The organism is Providencia vermicola (assembly GCF_020381325.1).
Lineage (GTDB): Bacteria > Pseudomonadota > Gammaproteobacteria > Enterobacterales > Enterobacteriaceae > Providencia > Providencia vermicola.
Genome location: NZ_JAGSPI010000001.1, coordinates 73,493 through 93,106, shown reverse-complemented (window position 1 = coordinate 93,106; position 19,614 = coordinate 73,493). Strand labels below are relative to the sequence as shown.

Sequence of the window (19,614 nt, the reverse complement as noted above, 5' to 3'; positions counted from 1 at the left end):
CCTCCCTTACGCCTTCTCAATGTTAACTAAGAATGCCTTATACTCAGGAGTCTGAGAGTTAGCATCGCCCACAGATGGCGTTAACGTATTGGTAATGAAACCTTTTTGCGTTGCGCCTTCAAAGCCCCAGTGAATTGGCAGGCCAACCGTTTCAATCGGTTTGCCATCAACCATCAGAGTTTGCAATCGTGGTGTCACCACAGCGACCGCTTTGATAAAGCCACGTTTACTGCTGACTTTGACTTTATCACCCAATGCAATGCCCTTCGCTTTCGCTAAGGTTTCACTGATTTCCACAAATTGCTCTGGTTGAGCAATCGCGTTTAAGCGAGCGTGTTTTGTCCACGTATGGAAGTGCTCAGTCAAACGATATGTGGTTCCTACATAAGGGAAATCTTTGTGATCGCCAAGACGCTTCTTGTCTTCATCAAAAATTCGCGCAGCAGGGTTAGACACCACATTTGGATGCAATGGATTCGTACCTAATGGTGTTTCAAACGGCTCATAATGCTCAGGGAATGGCCCTTCTGCCATCTTATCGATAGCAAATAAACGTCCTAACCCTTCAGGTTGCATGATAAATGGACCTGTTCCCACTTCTGGTGCAGAAGCGTTAAAGTCAGGAATATCGTTACCTACCCATTTTTTACCGTTCCACTCAATAAGCACACGGTCTTTATTCCATGGTTTACCTTTGGTATCACAAGATGCACGGTTATAAATCACACGGCGGTTCAGAGGCCATGCCCATGCCCAACCTAGTGTATTACCGATACCTGATGGGTCGCTGTTATCACGATTCGCCATTTGGTTGCCCTTTTCAGTCCAGCAACCCGTGTAAATCCAACAAGACGAAGCGGTTGTACCATCATCGCGCAGCAATGCAAAAGAGCTGAGTAACTCGCCTTTTTTCGCCTGAAGATTGCCATCTGCATCATAGAGGTCAGCCAGTGCAATACCGTTGTTCTCTTTCGCCACTTCTTCTGATTCAGGGTGGAATTGCTGTTTGTAATTCCATTTCATCTGCATCAGAGGCTCTTGGCCTTGGCCGCCCTCTTTTTCATACATTTCACGGATTTTGTACAAAATACCCGTTAAGATTTGCCCATCATTACGCGCTTCACCTGGGCCATCCGCAGCCTGCCAGTGCCATTGTAACCAACGGCCTGAGTTAGCGATTGAACCATCTTCTTCCGCAAAACAGGTTGATGGTAAACGGAACACTTCAGTTTGGATTGAAGCGGTATCGACGTCATTCATCTCACCGTGGTTTTGCCAGAAATTTGCTGTTTCTGTGACCAGAGGGTCAACAACCACTAAATATTTCAGCTTACTTAGGCAGCTAACCACTTTATTTTTGTCTGGGAAAGACGCAACTGGATTAAAGCCTTGGCAGATGTAACCCGTCACTTCGTTACGGCTCATCATGTCAAAATACTTCATCACATCATAAGCTTGGTCCCATTTAGGTAACCAATCGAAGCCCCACTGGTTATCTGCTTGTGCAGAATCACCGTAGAAAGATTTCATCAAACTGACGAAGAATTTCGGGTAATTACTCCAGTAGTTCACCTGATTCGGTAATGTCGCTTTTGGCGTGTTCGCCGTCAGGTAATTATCGATAGTAAGATGTTTTTCTGAAGGTAACGTCAGGTAACCAGGCAAACTAGTGGATAACAGGCCTAAGTCTGTCAGACCTTGAATATTTGAGTGGCCACGCAATGCGTTCACACCACCACCAGCAACCCCCATATTACCAAGCAGTAACTGGATCATCGCCATGGTACGGATGTTTTGCGCACCCACAGTATGTTGGGTCCAACCTAACGCATACAGGAACGTACCCGCTTTTTCAGAGGCACTGGTCGTCGCGAGGATTTCACACACTTTTAAGAAATCGGCTTGTGAAGTACCACAAATTTTTTCAACCATCTCAGGCGTATAGCGTGAGACGTGCTTGCGAAGTAAATTCCAAACACAACGAGGGTCTTGCAATGTGTCATCGCGCAGAGCGTGACCATTTTCATCAAATTTGTAGTTCCAGCTGGTTTTGTCATAACTGCGTTTGTCAGCGTTATAGCCACTAAATAGGCCATCTTCAAAGTCAAAATCATCTCTGACAATTAACGCCGCATTGGTGTAGTTCTGAACGTATTCAGCATTGATTTTATTATTTTCAATTAGATACAGTAAAACGCCCGATAAAAAAGTAATATCGGTGCCTGAACGAATTGGCACATAATGGTCTGCGACTGATGCGGTACGCGTAAAACGCGGATCGATAACAATCAGTGTTGCATCATTATTATTTTTTGCTTCAATTGCCCAGCGGAACCCAACAGGATGCGCTTCCGCAGCGTTACCGCCCATTACGACGACGACATCCGCATTTTTAATATCAACCCAGTGGTTGGTCATCGCACCGCGACCAAATGTTGGAGCAAGACTTGCTACCGTTGGTCCGTGTCAGACACGCGCTTGGTTATCAACCGCTAGCATACCTAGCGATCGTGCGAATTTTTGGGTCAGCATTCCCGTTTCGTTACTTGCAGCAGATGCACATAACATCCCGGTGGATAACCAACGGTTTACTGTTGTTCCTTGTTCATTTTTTTCAATGAAGTTTGCATCGCGGTCATCTTTCATTAATCGCGCAATACGCGTGAAAGCATCATCCCAGCTAATACGTTCCCATTTATCAGAGCCTGGCGCTCTATATTCTGGGTAACGTAAACGATTTTCACTGTGAATGTAATCCAGCAGGCCTGCCCCTTTAGGACATAAAGCACCACGGTTTACAGGGTGGTCGGAGTCTCCTTCGACGTGGAAGATCGCGGATTTAGCATTCATGGCGCCATCGCCCATGCTATACATTAATAATCCACAACCGACAGAACAGTAAGTACAAGTATTACGCGTCTCTTTAGAACGTAGTAATTTATATTCACGTACATTAGCTATTGCCATTCCAGGCATAAAACCTAACGCAGCTACAGTTGTACCTGCCATCCCGCCAGCACAGATTTTAAAAAACTTTCTGCGACTAACGTTCATTGCTACCTCTTTATATTTTTTGTATAAATCGGTGAGAGAATAGCAGCCTAATATGATTAGATATTGCCTAAAATCAATTAAAGTGAAAATAAAAGTTTAATTAATATTAACTGAGTAGTTAAACAACAATTAAAATTACTACCAATAGAGTATTTATTGTTAAATTGATTTAGATCAATTGTTACATTTTGAAAAATCAGCAATTTTTGACACCTAAAAAATAACAATTTAAGATAAGAAAATAATAAAATTAACATTTAACCTAGGAGAAATAATTCTTTAATATCTAAAATATCACTCATTCTTACCCTTTAAATAATATAAGTACAAATACCTACCTACATTCTAAATACTAATTTTTTGTCAAAAAAAAACAATTGAAGAATAAAATCTTCTTATTATTTCTTTCTACCTACACATTTAGCTTTAGTTTATTTTAACTAATATTAATTGATAAAACGATACTACTGATGACAAGAGTCGAAAACAAAATAACTGAACAAGAAAATTATTGCTTGAGTAGTATGTTGTCAATCATCAAACAAAACATACATAACCGCATTATTTAACCTAGTATTTATTTATCCTTGCATTATTATACGGTGTATAATTAAATTTAGGGGTATCAAAATGATCACAGGGCATGTCTTCATAGCAACCAGTTTAGATGGCTATATTGCACGTAAAAATGGCGATATTGAGTGGCTTTTACAACAGGATCTGCCTGATGAAAATCATGGCTACGAAAGCTTTATCAACAACATCGACGCTATCATCATGGGCCGAGGAACATTCGAAACAATTTGTGACTTCACACCTTGGCCCTATGAAAAACCTATTGTGGTGCTTTCATCCAAGCTATCGGCACAACCCGTACCTGAACATTTAATCGGTAAAGTACGATTTTCAAACCAGAGTCCAGAGCAAGTCATGCTAATGTTAGAGACTGAAGGCTATAAGCATGTTTATATCGATGGCGGACAAGTTGTTCAGTCCTTTTTAAAACAAGGGCTAATTCACGACCTTATTATCACTAAAATTCCTATTTTATTAGGTGAAGGACATTCTTTATTTGGCCCTCTATCCCATGATATTTGCCTAAAACATTTAAATACTCAAAGCTTCCCTTCAGGGTTTATTCAATCTCATTATGAGATAGTCAAATGACAGAACGTAAACCTGGACGCCCGAGATCACAGCAACTCAACATCTCAACTGAAAATATTATTGCGAAAGCAATAGTGATATTAGATGAAAAAGGGATTGAGCAACTGTCCATGCGGTTAATAGCCAAGGAGATGGCCATCACACCGATGGCTATTTACCACTATTTTTCTGATAAAAATGCATTAATTAAAGCTATTGGTAACACGCTTTATCATGATGTTACTATTGCAGATATAAAAGGCACTTACCCCAAAATAGAAAACCTTTTGCTTAGATATCGCGAAAAAGTCATTCAATACCCGCAAATTACGTTAGCAATATTTAGCACACCTAAGTTATTTCCTGAGCAAGCCTCTCGCATAACCAAGGAGCTAATCCAGTTATTAACGGAGTTCGGATTATCAACACAACAAGCAATCCAATGGGGGCACATCTTAATTGACTATACTCACGGCGAAGCTTTAGCAACAGCAACCAATGATCAGCTTATTTATGACCAAGCTAAAGGAAATTATACTGATGCATTAAAAATGCTCTTAAACAATATCTAAAACAGAATGATTTTACTGAGCATAAGGGGCTAATTATTATGTTGAAAATAGTCAAATAAATAACATTTTGCTACTATAGCGGCTATCTTTTCTATCATCTTATTGGCTAATAAAATTATTATGAGAGCAACATCAGAAGAAGCCCGAGTATTTATTGAAGTGGTAGAACAAAAAAGTTTTAGTAAAGCAGCTGATAAACTGAATTTAGCAAATTCAGCGGTGAGTAGAATCGTCAAAAAACTGGAAGAAAAATTGGGTGTCAATTTGCTTAATCGTACCACAAGGCAAATTGACCTAACCGCCGAGGGCGAACTTTATTTTCAGCGTATGAAAGTTATCTTGCAAGAAATGCAAGCAGCAGAAAATGAATTACACGAAACGCAAGCTTCCCCAAAAGGCCTATTACGAATTGATGCTGCAACACCGATTGTATTGCATATATTAATCCCCTTTGTTTCTGTTTTTCGTCAACAATATCCCGATATTCATTTGTCGTTAGTGTCATCAGAAACCTTTGTTAATTTAATCGAACGGAAGGTCGATGTTGCAATACGAGCTGGGCAACTCACCGACTCCAGTTTACGCGCCCGTCCATTATTTAATAGTTACCGCAAGATAATCGCATCTCCAAATTACCTTGAACAACATGGTGAACCCAAATACCCTCAAGCGCTTTTGAACCATACATGTTTAACCTTTACGGAACCCGCATCATTAAATATGTGGCCAGTTAAAAATGTTGATGGGCAATTAATGGAAGTCACGGAAGGGATATCATCAAATAGTGGAGAAACGCTAAGGCAGCTTTGCTTAGCGGGAAATGGAATTGCGTGCTTGTCTGACTTTATGGTGAATAAGGATATTCAAAATGGCCAATTTGTCGAAGTATTAAAAGAAGACTTACAGCCTGTTCCTTTGCCATTCCATGCCGTTTATTACAGTGACCGCGTTGTCAGCCAGCGTATCCGCGTTTTTATTGATAGCTTAACTCAATATCTTGCAGAAATTCAGAAGCCATAATTTTTTATGGCTTCTGTGCATATAAGTAGTTAATTAGTCCCAGTTTGGAGCTAAGCCTTCAGGGCTAACTAAACGATCATGGCAATCTAATTTTGCAATAGCGGCTTTATCTTCACTATCTAACTGTAATTGGGTTGCTTGTAAATTGCTTAATAAATTCTCACGCTTTGTTGATGATGGAATAACTGAGTACCCTTCCCCAATCGCCCACGCTAAAATAACTTGAGCTGGCGTTGCACTGTGCTTCTGTGCAATTCGCACAATAGTCTCATCGTTTAATGCTTTACCATAAGCTAATGTCATATAAGAGGTAATATGGATATTGTGTTGTTTTGCCCATTCAACGACTTTTTTGTTTTGCAGATAAGGTGATAGTTCGATTTGATTTGTCGCAATATTTTCTACACCGACTGCCGCAATCGCTTTTTCCATTAACGGAATGGTAAAATTAGAAATACCGATTTCACGTGTTAACCCTTGTTTTTTTGCTTCCAACAAAGCTTGCATAAATTCTTCAACAGAAACAGCATCATTTGGAGACGGCCAATGCACCAGTGTTAAATCTACATAGTCTGTTTGTAAATCACTTAAACTTTTTTTCAAACTTGGAATGAGCTTATCTTTGCTTAAATTCTCAATCCAAATTTTTGTCGTAATATAAAGTTCATCACGCGAAATACCACTTTCGGCTATAGCTTGCCCAACCGCTGCTTCATTTTCATAAATTTGCGCAGTATCGATGGCACGATAACCGACATCTAATGCATTTTTAACTGAAGCAATTACCACATCATCTTTTAAACGGAATGTACCAACGCCGATCACAGGAATAGTCATTATGTTATCTCTCTTAAATTCGTTCACATTAAACTTTACTGATAATTATTTTTTCGCCATATTTATTGACTGCATACTAGTCAATGATTGTGGCGACAATTGAATATCACAGAGAATACGCTGTAATAACACTGACGAAAATAGCCATAATCTCAATAGACTTTTGCTAAAAAATCAATAATCCCTGCAGAAAATAGCTTTAACTATAAAAGTGGCCTTCCTTAAAATCTTTTACTTAAATTCATTTAACCTCACCATTAAATCAGATAATAAAACTAAAAAAACATAAAATATCGTTTAGTTAGCCTACTTTTCATCTTTATTTTAGTTTGTTAGCCTAAATGCAACTTAGTAATTAGCAAACAAGGTAGACAAATGAAAATTCTTCTTCTCAATGGTGGACAGACATTCGCTCACTCAGCAGGACAACTTAATCGTACTTTACATGATGTCGCCAAAACCTGTTTAAGTGAGTTAGGACATACTATCCAGGAAACTCATATTGAATCAGGTTACGATATCGAAAACGAAGTTAAAAAATTTCTTTGGGCAGATACAATCATTTACCAAATGCCTGGTTGGTGGATGATGATGCCGTGGATGGTAAAAAAATATATGGATGACGTTTATACCCTCGGCCACGGTCACTTATATGCAAACGATGGCCGTACTCGCCAAGATCCAAATAAGCAATACGGCACTGGTGGCCTGCTTCATGGTAGAAAATATATGCTTTCAGTGACTTGGAATGCTCCCGTCGATGCATTTGATGAATTTGATAACTTTTTTGATGGTCGTGGTGTCGATGGTGTTTATTTTGCATTTCATAAATCACAACAATTCCTCGGATTGAAAAAGTTCCCAACCTTTATGGTTAACGACGTGATCAAAGAACCCAATATTGAAAAATATATCAATGATTACAAAACGCATCTCACTGCGATTTTTAAATAGTTAATTTAAAAAAGGAATATATGCGTCACCCTTCAAGCTGCATGGGTGTTGAGTGCATTCAGATAGTCGAATCACATACAGGTGTATGCTCATCGGTCTATCTTCACTTTTCGCCTACATGCAACTCGAATGATTTAGCGTATACAACGTATTCCTTTTTTATTATTTGGAATAATATAAATTAATTTTATGCAATTTTACTTATTAATTTCACATCTAGCAGATCGATTTTATCTTCTATTTTCTTAATAATATCTTGTAAGTGTTGCGTAGCATTATGTTTATCTAGTGATTGTTGATCCTTCCATATCTCAAAGAAAATAAACGTATTGGGATTAGCATTATCTTGATGTAATTCATACAGAAGGCAACCTTCATCTCTATTGCTTGGCTCAACAAGAGATTTAGTTGCTAATTTTACAAACTCGACTTCATTATCTTTTGCAATTATCGTTGCAACAATTCTTATTTCCGACATAAACTCACCCTGTTATAAAAGTAGATAATTTTAACTCCTCTATTTATAACATAACTCAAAATTAGAATTCAGGTTTTATTATTCTATAATTCAGAAAACACATTTCTAATTTTAATAATATTGTTATATTGCAAAAAAAGCGTAATTTAAAAATATAATACAATTAATTTTATAATTACATTATATTTTGTTTATTTCACACTGATCGCTATACGCTAAATTTCATCCAACAATGATGCAATAAAGGCTAAGCGATGCTCATCACCTCCTTGGGTAACGCGATCACAGTTCATCCACTGTCCATTCTTAAGCCCTACCGCTGTCATACAGTGGAAAATAGCATCATGAACAGGATCACCTTCTTTGACTATAAAGTCAGTTGGCTCTTCAGATGTCGTCACAATGGTCGTTTTGTTGATATCTAACAGTGGTAAAAGCTTTTGTTGTTGTTCGTTATAGTACCAAGCAAAACCATTTAACATCACTTTATCAAAGAAACCTTTTAAAATAGCAGGCATTCCCATCCACCAAACAGGGAAAATAACAATTACCTCACAACTGGCTTTAAGTATCCTTTGATATTTTTCCACTAAAGGATCAATAAAGTTCCCTTTCGCATATAATGCAAGTTCAGCCTCTGTTAAAACAGGATTAAAGTTATCTATATGTAAATCAATAATCTGAAACTTTTTCTTTTTGGCCATTAACTCTTTTTCTATTGTCTCGAGTAAAAAATGACAAAAGCTACCGTCCCATGGGTGCGCATAAATAATTGTTACCATAAAATTCCATCCTTATAATAAAGTTTAAATAATACAGTAGGTCTCTCTTTTTTCGACTATTTCATTGTAACTTATTATAGATTAGTAATTATGATAAAACGCAAAAACTGTTGGAGTACTGTACAGAGAAAACTAACCAGCGTAGCATGATAAAATCATCATATAGAATGAGGCTGTAATGAAAAATCATATTCAATTGGATATTAAAGACAGAGAAACCTTATTATCTTACTTAGCAACTAAAATAAGTTTACCGATTGGTATTAAAAATTTTAATGGTTTTAGCTTCCAACACTCTCCTATTACAGCTTATGAAGCAGAGGTAGCGATTGAACATATTGAAAATGCTATTATTCCAGTAAAAAGGCAGCTTCCTGACGGTGAAACTTACCTATATACCCATAATATAAAATTAAGTTTATGGCTAGAAAAAACAAATACGCATGGTAGTTTTCTAACTACAGAAAAAATAGAGTCAGCATTTAATGAACTTGTGAATGTTATTAATGGTAGCCCTATACATTCAACAAATTTACCCCATGATAGTGAATTTAGTGCTTTCTTGTTAATTATAAGAGAGCTGACTCACCATTGGAATTTAAAAGGGATTACTTATAATTAATAATTATAGAGAAGAAGGATGAATAGTCATTTCCTTCTCTCTCTTCGATTTTAATATTGTAATACTTTATGAATTAAAAGTTCTTTTTTCTTATCATCGATAAAGCTTGCACTCAATGCATTCACATTACACTGAACAAAATCTGAAATACTCCAATCAAAGATATCATGCAACAATTGATATTCTTTATTCAGTGTGACATCTGCAACTGTCCGTGCATCAGTATTAATATTTAATTTGACGCCTAGCCTCTTTAACTTATTAACAGGGTGATGCTCAATACTATCAAATACATTGCATACCAAATTACAACTTGGACAAATCTCTAATAGTACATTTAGCTCCTTGATTTTTTTAATCGTATTTGGATTTTCAATACTTCTAACCCCATGACCAATACGAGAAACCTTTAATTTTTCCAAAGTCTCAATGACACTCTCATAGCCCAATGCTTCCCCCGCATGCGCGATAACATTACCACCATTTTCCCTCACATAATTAAATGCAAATTCATGGTTATCTAATGAATAACGCGCCTCATCTGCCGCTATATCTAAAGCCACAACGCCACAATATTGATATTCTACAACTAATTTTGCCGTTTCCAGGCTTTGAGAAGCCGTAAAATGTCTCAATGTACATAGAATTAAACCAGCTTCTATTCCATACTTTTTAGTTGCCAATTTCATAGCATCTAACGTGGTTTCGACAACCTCCCTAGCCATAAGACCTTGCTTAATATGTAATAAAGGAGCAAACCGAATTTCTACGTAAATGACATTATCCATTTTTAATTGCTCAAATAAGTCATCAACCGCCAGAGAAATAGCCGATTTTGTCTGTAAAATATTAAGTTGCGGTTCAATACAACGTAGAAAATCGCCAAGATCTTCACATTTTGTGGGCGCAATAAATTCTTGTTTGAACTCATTAAACGTTAGCGCTGGAAGCACCTGTTTCACATAAGAAAAGCGTAAGCACGTATCTAGGTGCACATGTAATTCCACCTTTGGCATAAGATTAATGGCAGTTTTTATGCTTTGGTTAAATACATTTGAAACTTCTAAAAGTGTTTTCATTATCATGCTCTGAAAGTTATTTTTAAATAAACTAACAGCCTCCACCTTACTTAAAAAAGGACAAATGTCCTTTTTTAAGTAAGGTGTTCTGAGTATAATTTAACCATTATTTGAAATATTAGCAGCCACTAAAATGATAACGATAAGCCCCACTATAAAACGTGCAGACTTTATTACTGAACATCAATTAAGTAAAATAATTTCTGATGAAACGCTCAAAACATCAAAGCTTATCCATATAAAGGCTAAAGAGTACTTAATCTTTCAAGATAGCCAAATTAGCCACCTGTATTTTCTTGTTAAAGGAAAATTACAAGTGGAACGCTATGAAACTAATGGAAATAAGGTTGTTTTTTCATTTGAAAATGCATTTTCTATTCTTGGTGATTTAGAGCTTTTCCAAAATGGTGATGAGCATGATAGGATCTATAATACAATTCAAGCTGTTACAGATGCAGACTTACTCGCAATTCCTTTATCTATAATTCGAAAAAAGGAAATTAATTCACCATTATTTTTGCAGTTTATCTGCCAGCAGCTCAGTAAAAAGCTCTATAACGCATCACAATTACATTCAAGTGCGTCCTATTCAGTAGAGTACAAATTAAGGCGCTACCTATCTTTTGTAGAAAAACAATATGGTGTTAATTTTAAATTAGAGAATAGAGAATCTTTAGCTGCTATGCTAGGGGTCTCTGTAAGGCAATTAAATCGAACACTATCTAAATTAATCAAAGACAAGATAATTGAACTAAAAGGTAAGCAAATAAAAATTTTAAATACTGCGCTACTCTTAAGTTCATATCAAAAGTAAAAAAAGCCACCAGAGGCAGCCTTAATCTAATACGGTAGCCATTACTTTTTAGTGGCTAGAATAACCGCTGAAGCTTTAATAATTGCCGTGACTTTACTGCCGACTGCTAGCGCCATTTCAACGGTACTATTATTCGTTACCACAGCTGACAATAATGTTCCCGCGTCCGTTTTTAAGTTAACGACAGAGTTTACACTACCTTTTTCAACAGATTCTACTTTGCCATAAAATTGGTTACGTGCTGAAAACTGGTACTCTTGTGCATCGGAAACAAGGACAACCCACGGCGCTTTAATGACCGCAACGGCTTGTTTACCTTTTTCTAACCCTAACTGTTTAGTACTGTTTTTAGTAATGATTGCGGCAATGCTTTCTCCGTTGCCCAAATCTAAAATGACTTCATCATTAATTGCCCCAACAACAACAGACTCAACAACACCGATAAGTTGATTTCTTGCAGAAATAGTCATATTACGCCCTTCTTGATTATTAATGACTCATTATTCGAATAGTAAGGCTTTAACACTAAATTTTCCCAACTGTGGTAACCAAAATACCGTAAATCATGACAACATTTCTATGATATTAATACATAATTATAAAAATCAGCTAAACAATTACTCCGAATCTGTGTTTTCCATATTAAAGTAGTTGTTGTATTTACGCTTAATCACTTCTTTTTAATAGTGGATGTTCTTTTTTGTAATCATGTTCATGATTATGACCTCGGGGCTTCAACACAACATATTCTTTTTTACAGTCCGTTAAAAACTGCAAGGAGTTTGTCTTGCCCGTTTGGCTATCAATTAAAAAAAGACTAATCGTGTTGTTTTTCGGAGAAACTATTTCAATAATGTGCCCATCATCATGATAATAATCACCTTTATTAATCATAACATTAAAATCTTTGATACTCTCAACTCTGCGATGCTCCTTACTTTTATTTAAAGGAAAGCCTGCATATTCACCGATTACAAAATCACGGATGTTAATCACATCATTAAAGAAGAATACTTTGGCGATGGGTGCAGCAGTTGGAAATGTAAAGCTACCATTCCTATCGTGTGATATTTGGTTAATCGATTGGTCAATATCACAGGTATAAACCAACGTTGAATTAGGCGCTTGACAGCCGACTAAAACCATAATAGCCATGAGCAAAAAACCTATTTTTTTCATTTCAATCCCTGAGTTTAATAAGAAGTAAAATTTAGTTTAGTATAAGCATTGTTAAATCAAAGCTGAAATTTTAAGCGTAAGGAAATGTTTTTATTTAAACTGGTACCTTTATATTCATAAAAAGTGGCACTTTTATCAAACCACAATTCACCTATATTAATGCTATTGCATTTTTTAAAGGTATCCTGTTTATGCACATAGAAAATGAATTTGGTCAGCCTATTGGTCGGCTAATTCCAAATTGGTCTGCGCGCCAATTACCTCAGCGAATTCAACTACAAGGCAGACACTGCCGGATTGCCCCCCTCAATACTTCACATGCTGAAAGTTTATATCAGTCATTTTCCCAATCACCAGATAAGCGTAGTTGGACTTGGTTATCTGATGAAGCGCCTCAAAATTTTGAACAATATAAAGATTGGGTTCATCACGCTTCACAAAAAAGTGATCCCTTATTTTTTACTATTTTTAATAAGCACAATGATGCAGCAATTGGTGTATTTTCATTAATGAGAATAGATGCCAATAATGGAGTTGTTGAAGTCGGCCATGTTCACTTTTCCACTTTACTCAGTGGGACAATCATGTCAACCGAAGCACACTGGTTATTGATGCAATATGTATTTAATACACTAGGTTACAGACGTTACGAATGGAAATGCAATAGCTTGAATAACCCTTCCCATCAAGCTGCATTACGTTTAGGTTTTCAATATGAGGGACGATTTCGTAATGCGCTAGTGACCAAAGGCCGAAATCGAGATACCGATTGGTTTTCGATTATTGACAGCGAATGGCCACAAGTAAACGAAGCACTACAAGCTTGGTTAGCTGATTCTAACCATCGCAATGGTAAACAAATAAAATCCCTTTCAACTATTCGAAAAAGTTTCTTGTTAGTGGAAGATTAACTTTGATAGCCCCAAATTGGGGCTATCTGCATAATGAAAATTAAGAAAAATTAGGCCCAATCACATCAATACGATCTGTACAAATTGCATCAACCCCCCACTGTAAAAGCTGAGAGGCTCGAGCTGGGTCATTCACAGTGTAAGCTAATATGCGTAACCCTGCTTGTTTAAGCATTTTGACACGTACTTCATCTAAAAGTTTATGGTTTAAATGAATAGAAATGCATGCCAACTGTGTTGTTAATTGTTGCCAATCATCACACCACTCATCGAGTAACAGCCCCCTCGGTAGTTCAGGAACCGTTTTTTGAGCAGCTTCTAAAGCCTCAACAGAAAATGACGATAATAATGGTGCCATTTGCCCAACCCATAGTTCCCGAGCAGCCAATGAAACCAAAGTACCTGTCTCAATTTCTAGGCCTGCTGTTGGCTTAATTTCGATATTCGCCATCATGCCGTATTGCTGGCAACGATCTGCAACTTGTTCAAGGGAAGGTAAGTGCTCACCTGCAAATTCTGAACTATACCAACTTCCTGCATCAATAGTGCGCAATTCATCCCAACTCAGTAACCCAGCAACACCAGCACCATCACTCGTTCTTTCTAGCGTATCATCGTGCAACAGGAAAATTTGCCCATCAATGGAGAGTTTTGCATCAAACTCAATCATTGTATGCCCAAAGCTCGCACCAACATCAATGGCGGCTAACGTATTCTCAGGCGCAAGTTTACCGCCACCTCGGTGTGCGACAACGTGCGGGTAAGGCCAATTACTCATAAACGGTATCCCTGTTGACTATCGAAAAAATGTAGGTGTGTATCTGGAAAATGAAGATACAGAACCGTCCCTACCTGTGGACGAAATTCATGACTAAGGCGCACAACCACTTTTTGTGAGGCAATACGCCCATGCACTAAATTATCTGCGCCGAGTATTTCAAGATTTTCGACCTCCAGCGGTATTCCTTCAGCTGTTTTCAAACCCCATTCTATATGCTCAGGTCGTATCCCTAACGTTATCGCACTCCCTGCCCACTGTAAATATTGGCGATTCAGCGGTATCGAACTCCCTGAACTAAATATAAAAAATGCACCGTCCTCGCTAATTTTACCCTCAAATAGGTTCATCGCTGGTGAGCCAATAAAACTGGCAACAAAACGACTCGCAGGTTTCTCATAGACCTCAACAGGGGTACCTATCTGCTCGACAATCCCTCTATTCATCACCATTACTCGCTGAGCCAATGTCATTGCCTCTACTTGGTCATGAGTTACATACAAACTGGTTGTTTTAAGCCTTTGGTGAAGATGTTGTAGTTCCAGTCGCATTTGTACACGTAATTTAGCATCTAGATTGGACAATGGCTCATCGAACAAAAATACAACGGGATCACGTACTATTGCCCGTCCCATCGCAACACGTTGGCGCTGCCCACCTGATAATTCACGCGGCCGACGTTGCAGTAACCCTTCTAGCTCTAATATACGGGCGGCTTCTTCAACTTTTTTACGAATTTGCTCTTTACCTAATCCTCTGATTTTTAACCCCCAAGCCATGTTTTCTTCAACACTCATATGTGGGTATAGCGCATAATTTTGAAAAACCATTGCAATGCCGCGCTCTTTAGGCTCTAAATTTGTCACTCGCTGCTGGTCAATCCAAATATCACCACTGGTCACTCGTTCAAGGCCTGCAACCATACGTAATAACGTTGATTTTCCACAACCTGATGGGCCAACCATAACAATAAACTCACCATCCGCAACATCGACTGTTAATGGCTTGATAACTTGGGTTTTACCATCCCAACTTTTGCTAACTGCTTGTAATTTTAACTCTGCCATGGCTTATTTCTCGCTATCAACCAAGCCACGCACAAATGCTCTTTGCATGACTAAAACAATAATTACAGGGGGGATTAATGTCAGCAGCATCGCTGCCATGACTTGATTCCATTGTGTTGTTCCTTCTCCCGAAGCAATCATGCCCTTAATCCCTGCAACCGCCGTCCCTAAATCTAGGTCAGTAATAATCAATAGTGGCCACAGATATTGATTCCAACCATAAATAAAGGTGATCACAAATAAAGCGGCGAGATTAGTTTTTGAAAGCGGCAATACAATATCGAAGAAAAAGCGCATCGGTGTTGCACCATCAATGCGAGCAGCTTCCATAAGTTCATCAGGCAACGTCATAAAAAACTGGCGAAATAAAAAAGTCGCTGTCGCAGAGGCCATGAGTGGCAATGTTAGACCTGAATAGCTATCAAACATATTCAAGTTAGAAATCACTTCGATCGTCGGAAAAATGCGTACCTCAACAGGAAGCATTAATGTGATAAAAATCATCCAAAAAAAGAGGTGACGAAATGGAAAACGAAACCAAACAATGGCAAAAGCAGATAACATTGAAACCGTAATTTTCCCAATCGTGATCACCAAAGCCATCAATGTACTATTCGCTAACATCACCCAAAAAGGCGCACTGTTGGCTGCTACGCCATTGTTCCAAATGTAGCTCAAATTTTCCCATAAATGGCTACCAGGGATCAGCGTAATCGGCGTTTCAAATACCGCTTGGTTATCTAAGGTTGCGGCGACAAAAGCCACATAAAGTGGAAATAAAATAACTATCGTACCTAAGATAAGCATGACATGGATAAAGATCGTTAACCCTCGGCGCTGTTCAATCATTGATAACGCACCTTACGTTCAATAAAACGGAATTGAATAATGGTTAAAATCACCACTAATAACATTAAAATGACAGATTGCGCTGCGGAAGAGGATAAATCTAACCCAGAGAAACCCTCTCGATATATCTTATAAATCAATGTCGTTGTTGCTTGAATTGGCCCGCCTCCTGTTGCCGCATCAATAACTGGAAATGTGTCAAAAAAGGCATATACCAAATTCACGACTAATAAAAAGAAACTGACTGGTGTAATCAACGGTAATGAAATGCGGAAAAAACGGCGGACAGGTCCAGCGCCATCAATAGCGGCAGCTTCCATCAAAGAACGTGGAATAGATTGTAAGGCGGCAAAGAAAAACAAAAAATTATAACTAATTTGCTTCCAAACAGAAGCGAGAACAACCAAAAACATCGCTTGCCCACTGTGCTGAGCATGGTTCCAATCATACCCTATTGATTCTAATGCATGGGTAATTAACCCTCTACCAGGGCTGAATAAAAACATCCATAAAACTGCGGCAATAGCAGGAGCTACCGCATAGGGTAATAACATCAATGTTTGGTAAAAACGGCTACCTCGAATGACATAATCCACCAAAGCGGCAAAAAACAATGAGACAAATAACCCACACCCGGCCACTAATCCACTAAATACCATGGTGGTATAAAATGAATCAAGATAATAGCTATCTTGAAATAATTGAATAAAGTTATCCAACCCAACAAATTCACTTGAGAACCCAAATGGATCAATATTTTGCAGTGAATACCATAATGCTTGAACAGCTGGCCAAATAAAAAAAATAATGGTAATCAATAACTGAGGTAGAACAAGGGCATAGGGTAGCCAACTTGATCGAAAAACAGGTCGAGAAGAAGACATAAAAACACTCGGTTAAGTTGCATAATTGCCTCTCTCCTTGAAGAAAGAGGCAATAGTGTCTGCCAGTTACTGCTGCGTTGATTTTTCAAAGCGGCGTAATAATTGATTACCGCGTTCAACCGCAGTATCTAAAGCCTGTTGAGGCGTTTTTTTCCCTGACCAAACCGATTCTAATTCTTCATCGACAATAGTACGAATTTGAGGCATATTCCCTAAACGCAAGCCTTTGGTGTAGGCTAAAGGCGGCTTGTTTAGCATCTGGCGAGTCGCAATATCTGCACCTGGGTTTTTATCATAATACCCCGATTCTCGGCTTAAATTATAAGCTGCCGTTGTTATCGGCAAATAACCCGTTTTCTGGTGCCATTGCGCAGCATTTTCAGGTTTTGCTAAGAACTGCATAAACGCTGCAACACCTTTATACGTTGCAGGGTCTTTTCCTGCCATCACCCATAAACTAGCCCCACCGATAATGGCATTTTGTGGCGCCCCTTCCACTTCGGCATCATAAGGCATCATACCAACACCAAAATCAAATTTGGCATGCTTGCGAATATTTGCAAGTGAACCTGAAGAGGCTGTAATAATGGCACAATCGCCGTTATAGAATTTTTCTGTGGATTCATCTTTACGGCCTAAGTAGCTGAAATCGCCTCTTTTATTCATTTCTTGCAACAAAGCGATATGCTTAACTTGTGTTGGCTGATTAAATTCTAAAACAGCATCTACCCCATCAAACCCATTATTTTTTGACGCAATAGGTTTACCATGCCATGCACTAAAGTTTTCAATTTGGATCCAACCTTGCCAACCACTTGCATAACCACATTTCATACCAGACTCACGCAGTTTTGCTGTATACGCAGCCATATCTTGCCATGTCTTTGGTGGTTCATCGGGGCTTAAGCCTGCTTTTTTGAAGGCGTCTTTGTTGTAGTACAAAACAGGTGTTGAGCTATTAAACGGTTGCGATAACAAATGCCCCGTTTTTGCATCACTGTAATAACCCGAAACGGTTGGAACAAATTGCGATTCATCAAATGCAATACCTGCATCTTGGAATACTTCATAAACAGGCTTAATCGCCTTAGATGCCATCATTGTTGCTGTGCCAACTTCATATACCTGTAAAATGGCAGGGGCATTACCAGAACGAAAAGCCGCAATACCCGCAGCAAGGCTTTGTTCATAGTTGCCTTTATATACAGGCATAATTTTATAATCTGAGTGTGTCTTATTAAATTCGGTGGCTAACGCATTAACCTCTTCACCCAGCTCCCCTTCCATGGAATGCCAAAAGGAAATTTCAGTGGCGGCAATGGATTGGCTGGCAAATAATAAACTGAATACTGTCGCTAGCGTTGAATGTTGTAACGGTGTCATTCTATTTATCTCGCTTTCTATTGAATTGCGCTGAGATTTGCATCAAATGTACGAAATCACGCAGTTTATGTTCGAGATAGAATGTACCAGTAGGAAATGACAGAAATATAACTCACGGATGACAGAACAGTGACAAAAATATCTCTAAAGTATGAGATATAAATGACAATCTATTGAAAAATAAAAGACAGTCATTATCTGCCCCTAACATGAGATGCTGTCACTTATTGTAAGCCACTATTTTTTATTAATTAGTAAAATTTCACGTCTGTTTTACTGGTTTTTGCTAATTTCACCGTTTTACCATTAGAGTCCAAGGTAAGAGTAAAATTACACTGGTAAGCAATATTGCGCTTATCATAATCACATTTTGAATCAACCAATAGAATTGTTTGCCCTAATGCTCGAATGTCCATAGTAAGATCAAATGGTTTCGTGAAATCTTTACCATAAGTTATTAACGTCTCTGAAATAACACTATTACCTTTATAGTATTTAATTTCTGTTGGTAGCTTATGTTCGTTGTAGTTGTTCTCACCAAATTTTTCTTTCGTGTCTGCAAGCACCGAACCTATAATAAATCCTTCTTTATTATGTAGATAGACTAATTTACCATTTGTATCTTGCCTTGAAATTATATTACAGTCTTTACCTATCGCAATTTCAACTGGCCCATTTGCATCCATTCCAATCAGCTTGTTCTTAACCCTTTTAATTGAAAGGTAATTATGAACACCACTTAGATATTCATCTTTTTTCTGATCTAGCCAAAAACTCTCGACACAACCATCAGGCCCTATTTTTAGTACAGACTTGTAATTAATCGTTTTATCTTCATTGTAAACCGTGCCGACAAGCTCTTTAACATTACCCCTTACAGGATTAAAATCATACAACTGAGCCATATTGAACACTACTGGGTTATATTGCTGTTCTTGAAAAGCCAAGGTTTCAAAAGAGGTAAAACAAACAATTACCTGCACCATTGGTAATACACATTTACGATTCATTTTTATTTTTTATACCCTTAAGGCTGGTATTCTAAGATAACTTAATACTGAGTAACTTTACTCTGTATTTATATTATCAGGTTTATAGCAAATGTCAGGTTTTGAGGTCAATAAACCAACGTACCACACATTCCTAACTTGTTGCTTACACGCTAAATTGGCAGAAAAGAACCTCACGATAAGTAACAAAGGCGT

Annotated in this window: 20 protein-coding genes; 7 read left to right on the top strand and 13 right to left on the bottom strand. The window is 38.0% G+C overall.

Annotated elements, in window-relative coordinates:
* Positions 1–6: 6 nt before the first annotated feature.
* Positions 7–3,054, bottom strand: coding sequence for a formate dehydrogenase-N subunit alpha (fdnG, locus tag KDJ85_RS00365; protein ID WP_225817922.1), 3,048 nt, complete (start codon positions 3,052–3,054; stop codon positions 7–9).
* 630 nt (positions 3,055–3,684) lie between these two features.
* Here fdnG and KDJ85_RS00360 point away from each other — a divergent pair.
* The 3 genes from KDJ85_RS00360 (at position 3,685) to yafC (ending at position 5,792) form a co-directional block, all read left to right on the top strand.
* Entirely contained in the window at positions 3,685–4,221 is a 537-nt protein-coding gene (locus KDJ85_RS00360; protein WP_225817921.1) for a dihydrofolate reductase family protein, read from the top strand.
* Positions 4,218–4,772 (top strand): TetR/AcrR family transcriptional regulator, encoded by a 555-nt coding sequence (locus tag KDJ85_RS00355; protein ID WP_225817919.1) that lies wholly within the window; start codon positions 4,218–4,220, stop codon positions 4,770–4,772. The genes KDJ85_RS00360 and KDJ85_RS00355 overlap by 4 nt, the downstream gene beginning before the upstream one ends.
* 120 nt (positions 4,773–4,892) lie before the next feature.
* A complete protein-coding gene (gene yafC, locus KDJ85_RS00350; RefSeq protein ID WP_225817918.1) occupies positions 4,893–5,792 on the top strand; it encodes a DNA-binding transcriptional regulator YafC in 900 nt (299 codons plus the stop codon).
* Positions 5,793–5,825: 33 nt separating this feature from the next.
* Here the strand turns inward: yafC and dkgB are convergent, their stop codons facing one another.
* Positions 5,826–6,629 carry a 2,5-didehydrogluconate reductase DkgB gene (gene dkgB, locus KDJ85_RS00345; protein WP_225817916.1) on the bottom strand — a complete coding sequence of 268 codons (804 nt, stop codon included), beginning with the start codon at positions 6,627–6,629 and terminating at the stop codon, positions 5,826–5,828.
* Between the two features lie 375 nt (positions 6,630–7,004).
* Here dkgB and KDJ85_RS00340 point away from each other — a divergent pair, with 375 nt between their 5' ends.
* Positions 7,005–7,583: an NAD(P)H-dependent oxidoreductase gene (locus KDJ85_RS00340; RefSeq protein ID WP_206086698.1), complete on the top strand. Its 579-nt coding sequence runs from the start codon at positions 7,005–7,007 to the stop codon at positions 7,581–7,583.
* A gap of 187 nt (positions 7,584–7,770) precedes the next feature.
* Here the strand turns inward: KDJ85_RS00340 and KDJ85_RS00335 are convergent, their stop codons facing one another.
* Positions 7,771–8,061: a putative quinol monooxygenase gene (locus KDJ85_RS00335; RefSeq protein WP_225817914.1), complete on the bottom strand. Its 291-nt coding sequence runs from the start codon at positions 8,059–8,061 to the stop codon at positions 7,771–7,773.
* A 215-nt stretch (positions 8,062–8,276) separates the two neighbouring features.
* On the bottom strand, positions 8,277–8,843 hold the full coding sequence (locus KDJ85_RS00330; protein WP_225817913.1) for an NAD(P)H-dependent oxidoreductase: 567 nt from the start codon (positions 8,841–8,843) through the stop codon (positions 8,277–8,279).
* Positions 8,844–9,021: 178 nt separating this feature from the next.
* On the opposite strand from KDJ85_RS00330, the gene KDJ85_RS00325 reads away from it, so the two are divergent.
* A complete protein-coding gene (locus KDJ85_RS00325; RefSeq protein ID WP_225817911.1) occupies positions 9,022–9,465 on the top strand; it encodes a hypothetical protein in 444 nt (147 codons plus the stop codon).
* Between the two features lie 50 nt (positions 9,466–9,515).
* On the opposite strand, the gene add is transcribed toward KDJ85_RS00325, so the two are convergent.
* Positions 9,516–10,544, bottom strand: a complete 1,029-nt coding sequence (add, locus tag KDJ85_RS00320; protein WP_225817910.1) for an adenosine deaminase — start codon at positions 10,542–10,544, stop codon at positions 9,516–9,518.
* A gap of 133 nt (positions 10,545–10,677) precedes the next feature.
* Between add and KDJ85_RS00315 the strand changes: the two genes are divergently transcribed.
* Complete coding sequence (locus tag KDJ85_RS00315; RefSeq protein WP_225817909.1) at positions 10,678–11,358, top strand: Crp/Fnr family transcriptional regulator; 681 nt, start codon at positions 10,678–10,680, stop codon at positions 11,356–11,358.
* Between the two features lie 41 nt (positions 11,359–11,399).
* On the opposite strand, the gene KDJ85_RS00310 is transcribed toward KDJ85_RS00315, so the two are convergent.
* Entirely contained in the window at positions 11,400–11,828 is a 429-nt protein-coding gene (locus tag KDJ85_RS00310; RefSeq protein WP_225817907.1) for a TOBE domain-containing protein, read from the bottom strand.
* A 196-nt stretch (positions 11,829–12,024) separates the two neighbouring features.
* The gene (locus KDJ85_RS00305; protein WP_225817905.1) at positions 12,025–12,537 is read right to left on the bottom strand and encodes a hypothetical protein; all 513 of its coding nucleotides are present in this window, start codon (positions 12,535–12,537) and stop codon (positions 12,025–12,027) included.
* Positions 12,538–12,728: 191 nt separating this feature from the next.
* Between KDJ85_RS00305 and KDJ85_RS00300 the strand changes: the two genes are divergently transcribed.
* Positions 12,729–13,448 (top strand): GNAT family N-acetyltransferase, encoded by a 720-nt coding sequence (locus KDJ85_RS00300; RefSeq protein ID WP_225817903.1) that lies wholly within the window; start codon positions 12,729–12,731, stop codon positions 13,446–13,448.
* Between the two features lie 40 nt (positions 13,449–13,488).
* On the opposite strand, the gene ugpQ is transcribed toward KDJ85_RS00300, so the two are convergent.
* The 6 genes from ugpQ to KDJ85_RS00270 form a co-directional block, all read right to left on the bottom strand.
* On the bottom strand, positions 13,489–14,226 hold the full coding sequence (gene ugpQ, locus KDJ85_RS00295; RefSeq protein WP_225817900.1) for a glycerophosphodiester phosphodiesterase: 738 nt from the start codon (positions 14,224–14,226) through the stop codon (positions 13,489–13,491).
* On the bottom strand, positions 14,223–15,293 hold the full coding sequence (locus tag KDJ85_RS00290; RefSeq protein WP_225817898.1) for a sn-glycerol-3-phosphate import ATP-binding protein UgpC: 1,071 nt from the start codon (positions 15,291–15,293) through the stop codon (positions 14,223–14,225). Before KDJ85_RS00290 ends, ugpQ begins: the two co-directional genes overlap by 4 nt.
* A gap of 3 nt (positions 15,294–15,296) precedes the next feature.
* Positions 15,297–16,142 (bottom strand): sn-glycerol-3-phosphate ABC transporter permease UgpE, encoded by an 846-nt coding sequence (gene ugpE / locus KDJ85_RS00285; protein WP_225817896.1) that lies wholly within the window; start codon positions 16,140–16,142, stop codon positions 15,297–15,299.
* A complete protein-coding gene (ugpA, locus tag KDJ85_RS00280; RefSeq protein ID WP_225817894.1) occupies positions 16,139–17,026 on the bottom strand; it encodes a sn-glycerol-3-phosphate ABC transporter permease UgpA in 888 nt (295 codons plus the stop codon). Before ugpA ends, ugpE begins: the two co-directional genes overlap by 4 nt.
* 66 nt (positions 17,027–17,092) lie before the next feature.
* Complete coding sequence (ugpB, locus tag KDJ85_RS00275) at positions 17,093–18,409, bottom strand: sn-glycerol-3-phosphate ABC transporter substrate-binding protein UgpB (RefSeq protein ID WP_225817892.1); 1,317 nt, start codon at positions 18,407–18,409, stop codon at positions 17,093–17,095.
* Positions 18,410–18,660: 251 nt separating this feature from the next.
* Positions 18,661–19,419, bottom strand: a complete 759-nt coding sequence (locus KDJ85_RS00270; protein ID WP_225817890.1) for a YnfC family lipoprotein — start codon at positions 19,417–19,419, stop codon at positions 18,661–18,663.
* Between the last annotated feature and the right edge of the window lie 195 nt (positions 19,420–19,614).

Bases quoted from the DNA above. Each gene is read 5' to 3' on its own strand.
- KDJ85_RS00340 (WP_206086698.1), top strand. From the start codon at position 7,005: ATGAAAATTCTTCTTCTCAATGGTGGACAGACATTCGCTCACTCAGCA.
- KDJ85_RS00270 (WP_225817890.1), bottom strand. From the start codon at position 19,419: ATGAATCGTAAATGTGTATTACCAATGGTGCAGGTAATTGTTTGTTTT.
- ugpB (WP_225817892.1), bottom strand. From the start codon at position 18,409: ATGACACCGTTACAACATTCAACGCTAGCGACAGTATTCAGTTTATTA.
- KDJ85_RS00355 (WP_225817919.1), top strand. From the start codon at position 4,218: ATGACAGAACGTAAACCTGGACGCCCGAGATCACAGCAACTCAACATC.
- KDJ85_RS00325 (WP_225817911.1), top strand. From the start codon at position 9,022: ATGAAAAATCATATTCAATTGGATATTAAAGACAGAGAAACCTTATTA.
- KDJ85_RS00300 (WP_225817903.1), top strand. From the start codon at position 12,729: ATGCACATAGAAAATGAATTTGGTCAGCCTATTGGTCGGCTAATTCCA.
- add (WP_225817910.1), bottom strand. From the start codon at position 10,544: ATGAAAACACTTTTAGAAGTTTCAAATGTATTTAACCAAAGCATAAAA.
- KDJ85_RS00360 (WP_225817921.1), top strand. From the start codon at position 3,685: ATGATCACAGGGCATGTCTTCATAGCAACCAGTTTAGATGGCTATATT.
- KDJ85_RS00290 (WP_225817898.1), bottom strand. From the start codon at position 15,293: ATGGCAGAGTTAAAATTACAAGCAGTTAGCAAAAGTTGGGATGGTAAA.
- KDJ85_RS00335 (WP_225817914.1), bottom strand. From the start codon at position 8,061: ATGTCGGAAATAAGAATTGTTGCAACGATAATTGCAAAAGATAATGAA.
- ugpA (WP_225817894.1), bottom strand. From the start codon at position 17,026: ATGTCTTCTTCTCGACCTGTTTTTCGATCAAGTTGGCTACCCTATGCC.
- ugpQ (WP_225817900.1), bottom strand. From the start codon at position 14,226: ATGAGTAATTGGCCTTACCCGCACGTTGTCGCACACCGAGGTGGCGGT.
- dkgB (WP_225817916.1), bottom strand. From the start codon at position 6,629: ATGACTATTCCTGTGATCGGCGTTGGTACATTCCGTTTAAAAGATGAT.
- yafC (WP_225817918.1), top strand. From the start codon at position 4,893: ATGAGAGCAACATCAGAAGAAGCCCGAGTATTTATTGAAGTGGTAGAA.
- KDJ85_RS00310 (WP_225817907.1), bottom strand. From the start codon at position 11,828: ATGACTATTTCTGCAAGAAATCAACTTATCGGTGTTGTTGAGTCTGTT.
- ugpE (WP_225817896.1), bottom strand. From the start codon at position 16,142: ATGATTGAACAGCGCCGAGGGTTAACGATCTTTATCCATGTCATGCTT.
- KDJ85_RS00305 (WP_225817905.1), bottom strand. From the start codon at position 12,537: ATGAAAAAAATAGGTTTTTTGCTCATGGCTATTATGGTTTTAGTCGGC.
- KDJ85_RS00330 (WP_225817913.1), bottom strand. From the start codon at position 8,843: ATGGTAACAATTATTTATGCGCACCCATGGGACGGTAGCTTTTGTCAT.
- KDJ85_RS00315 (WP_225817909.1), top strand. From the start codon at position 10,678: ATGATAACGATAAGCCCCACTATAAAACGTGCAGACTTTATTACTGAA.